The organism is Nocardioides sp., from assembly GCF_031422975.1.
GTDB lineage: Bacteria > Actinomycetota > Actinomycetes > Propionibacteriales > Nocardioidaceae > Nocardioides.
In genome coordinates, this window is record NZ_JANPEO010000298.1 from 1 (window position 1) to 3,569 (window position 3,569).

Here is a 3,569-nt window from a genome sequence, read left to right on the forward strand (position 1 = left end):
GAAGCCGCGCTTGGTCTTGCGACCGAGGTAGCCCGCCGTGACCAGGTGCTCGAGCAACGGTGCCGGCGCGAAGCCGGGCTCGCGGAACTCGAGGTAGAGCTCGCGCTGGATGGCCAGCGACACGTCGTTGCCGACGACGTCGAGCAGCTCGAAGGGGCCCATCGGCAGCGCGCAGCCCTGCTTCATGGCGGTGTCGATGTCGTCGGCCGTGGCGTAGTGCGCCTCGAGCATCTTCACCGCGTCGTTGAGGTAGGGGAAGAGCAGCGCGTTGACGATGAACCCGGCCCGGTCGCCACACGAGACGGCGACCTTGCTGACCTGGTCGCACAGGGCGCGGACCGTCTCGGCCACCTCGTCGGCCGTCGCGACCGTCGAGACGACCTCGACCAGCTTCATGATCGGCGCCGGGTTGAAGAAGTGCATGCCGATGACGTCCTGCGGACGACTGGTCGCCTTGGCCAGCGAGATCACCGGCAGCGACGAGGTGGTCGTGGCCAGGATCGCGCCCGGCTTGCAGATCTCGTCGAGGTTCTCGAAGAGCGTGGTCTTGATCCGCAGGTCCTCGGCGATCGCTTCGACCACGATGTCGACGTCGGCCAGGTCGTCCAGTGAGGTGGTGCCGGTCAGCCGTCCCAGCACGTCGGCCTTGGTCGACTCGTCGAGCTTGCCACGCTGGATCGCCTTGTCGAGCGACTTCTCGATCGTGGCGCGCACGCCCTCGACCTTGTCGAGGGAGCGACCGACAAACGTGACGTCGAAGCCGCTCTTGGCGAAGACCTCGACGATGCCGGCCGCCATCGTGCCCGTGCCGACGACGCCGACGATCGTGATCGGCCGCTTGAGCTGCGGCCTGTCGTCGGCGGACGGCGACTGCGCGTCGGCGACGATCGCGGAGCTGTCGACGCTCTCGTAGGTGTAGAAGCCCCTGCCGGTCTTGCGACCCAGCAGACCCGCGGTCACCATCTGCTTGAGGATCGGCGCCGGGGCGTGCAGGCGGTCGCGACCCTGCTTGTACATCGTGTCGAGGATCTCGTAGGCCGTGTCGAGACCGATCAGGTCGAGCAGCGCCAGCGGGCCCATCGGGTAGCCACAGCCGAAGCGCATGGCGGCGTCGATGTCGGCGCGGGTGGCGTACTTGGTCTCGAGCATCGAGGCGGCGTGGTTGAGGTAGCCGAAGAGCAGCGTGTTGGCGATGAAGCCGGCCTTGTCGCCGCAGACGACCGGGTTCTTGCCCAGCGTGCCCACGAGTCCTTCGACGTCGGCCAGCACAGCGGGCTCGGTGACGACCGTGCGGACGATCTCGACGAGGTTCTGGACCGGCGCGGGGTTGAAGAAGTGCACGCCCACGACCCGGCCGGGCCGGGTGTTGGCCGTGGCGATCTCGGTGACGGGCAGCGACGAGGTGTTGGTGGCGAGGATGGCATCGGGCTTGACGATGTCGTCGAGCCGGCGGAACAGGTCCTTCTTGATCTCGAGCGACTCGACCACCGCCTCCACCACGAAGTCGGCCTCGGCCAACGCGGACAGGTCGGTGGCGAACGAGATGCGGCCGAGGATCTCGGCCTGGCCGGCCTCCGACATCTTGCCGCGCGAGACCGCGCGCCCGGTGGAGTGCGACAGGTGTCCGCGCCCGCGCTCGACCGCTTCGTCGGTGAGCTCGACACCGATCACGCGGAAGCCGTTGCGGGCGAAGACCTCGGCGATACCGGCACCCATGGTGCCGAGTCCGATGACCCCGATCGTCTCGAAGGTACGGGGGGTGCGCTCGGTCGCTGCTGTCGTCATGCCCGCATGATGACACGACACAGCCGGTGCGAACTCGTCGGTAACCATCTGCTGAGCAGTCGGGCTGAGACGAATCTCACGTGGCGGTGACGTCCCCCAGGGTGTCCAGCAGGTGGTTGACCTCGTCCTCGGTCGTGTAGGGCGACAACCCGATCCGGACTCCGCCCTGCTCACCCAGACCGGCGTGGCGAGCGGCCTCGAGGGCGTAGAAGCTCCCCGACGGGGCGACGACGCCCCGTACGGCCAGCTGCCGACTGGCCTCGACGGGCGTGACGCCCTCCACCGTCACGAGCACGGTCGGCGTACGCCGCCGCGGCCGGCCGTGCACGGTCACGTGCGGCAGCTCCGCCAGACCGCCGAGCAGGCGACCCAGCAACGCCCGCTCGTGCGCCTCGACCGCCGTCATCCCCCACTGCTCGGCGAACTCCACGGCGGCCGTGACCCCCGCCAGCAGCTCGTAGGGCAGCGTGCCGAGCTCGAAGCGCTCCGGCACGGCGTCGGTCGAAGGCAGCAGCTTGTCGGGACGCAGCGTCGCCAGGAGCGCCGGGTCCGCGGCCAGCGCGCCGAGGTGCGGCCCGAACCACTTGTACGGCGAGCAGACCACGATGTCGGCTCCGAGCGCCACCATGTCGACCGGCTCGTGCGCTGCCAGGTGCACCGCGTCGACGAACACCAGGGCGCCCACCGCCTGCGCCGCGCCCACGATGCCGGCGACGTCGGTACGGCTGCCGAAGAGGTTGGACGCGGCGGTGACCGCGACGAGTCGCGTGCGGTCGCTCAGGAGTGGACCGAGGTCGTCCAGCTCTGCGGTCACCGGGTCGAACCCGAGCCACCGGACCGTCGCCCCGGCGCGCTCCGCCGCCAGCACCCACGGTCGGATGTTGGCGTCGTGGTCGAGGCGCGAGACCACGACCTCGTCGCCGGGCGCCCAGTCCCTTGCCAGGGTGCGAGCCATGTCGAAGGTCAGCGCCGTCATCGATCGGCCGAACACGACTCCCGACGGATCGGGCAGACCCACGAACCGAGCGAGGGCTGCGCGTGCCGCGACGACGGTCTCCTCGGCCATCGCGCCCAGCGCGGTGGGCCCGCCGCGCTGACACAGCCCGGCCCGCAGCGTGTCGGCCACGGCAGCCGCGACCGCCTCGGGCACGAGCGAGCCGCCCGGACCGTCGAACCTGGCCACCTGGGGATCGATCGCCGCGAAGGCGTCCCTCAGCTGCTGGACGTCGTAGGTGGTCAGGCTGTCGTCGACGCTCACACGACGATGCTCGCACGACGGCCGGTCAGCGCTCGGCGGCAGTCTCCGGGTACATTCCGTGCCCGTGAGGATCGTCGTTGCGCGCTGCCAGGTCGACTACGCCGGTCGGCTGACCGCGCACCTGCCGATGGCGACCCGGGTGTTGATGATCAAGGCCGACGGTTCGGTGCTCGTGCACTCCGACGGCGGGTCCTACAAGCCGCTGAACTGGATGTCTCCGCCGGCCACGTTTCGTGAGGGCAGCACCGAGGACGGTCAGGTCGAGTGGACGGTGAGCGCGGCCAAGACCGACGACACGCTGCGCATCCTGATCGAGGAGATCCACAGCGACTCCAGCCACGACCTCGGCGTCGATCCCGGCCTGCAGAAGGACGGCGTCGAGAAACACCTCCAGGAACTGCTGGCCGAGCACCCCGCGACCCTGTCCGCCGGTCTGACCCTGGTCCGCCGGGAGTTCCCGACGGCGATCGGACCGGTGGACCTGATGTGCCGTGACGAGATCGGCCTGAGCGTGGCCGTCGAGATC

General features: G+C 69.8%; 3 protein-coding genes. 1 reads left to right on the plus strand and 2 read right to left on the minus strand.

Annotation, left to right across the window (positions count from 1 at the left end; translation table 11 throughout):
* Positions 1-1,785, minus strand: a 1,785-nt coding sequence (locus RMO85_RS09000; RefSeq protein WP_310528388.1) for a 3-hydroxybutyryl-CoA dehydrogenase, incomplete at its 3' end; no start/stop codon positions are given.
* A gap of 76 nt (positions 1,786-1,861) precedes the next feature.
* A complete protein-coding gene (locus tag RMO85_RS09005; protein ID WP_310528389.1) occupies positions 1,862-3,043 on the minus strand; it encodes a cysteine desulfurase-like protein in 1,182 nt (393 codons plus the stop codon).
* Between the two features lie 64 nt (positions 3,044-3,107).
* Here RMO85_RS09005 and RMO85_RS09010 point away from each other — a divergent pair.
* The coding region (locus RMO85_RS09010; RefSeq protein WP_310528390.1) for an endonuclease NucS domain-containing protein at positions 3,108-3,569 on the plus strand (462 nt) is incomplete at its 3' end.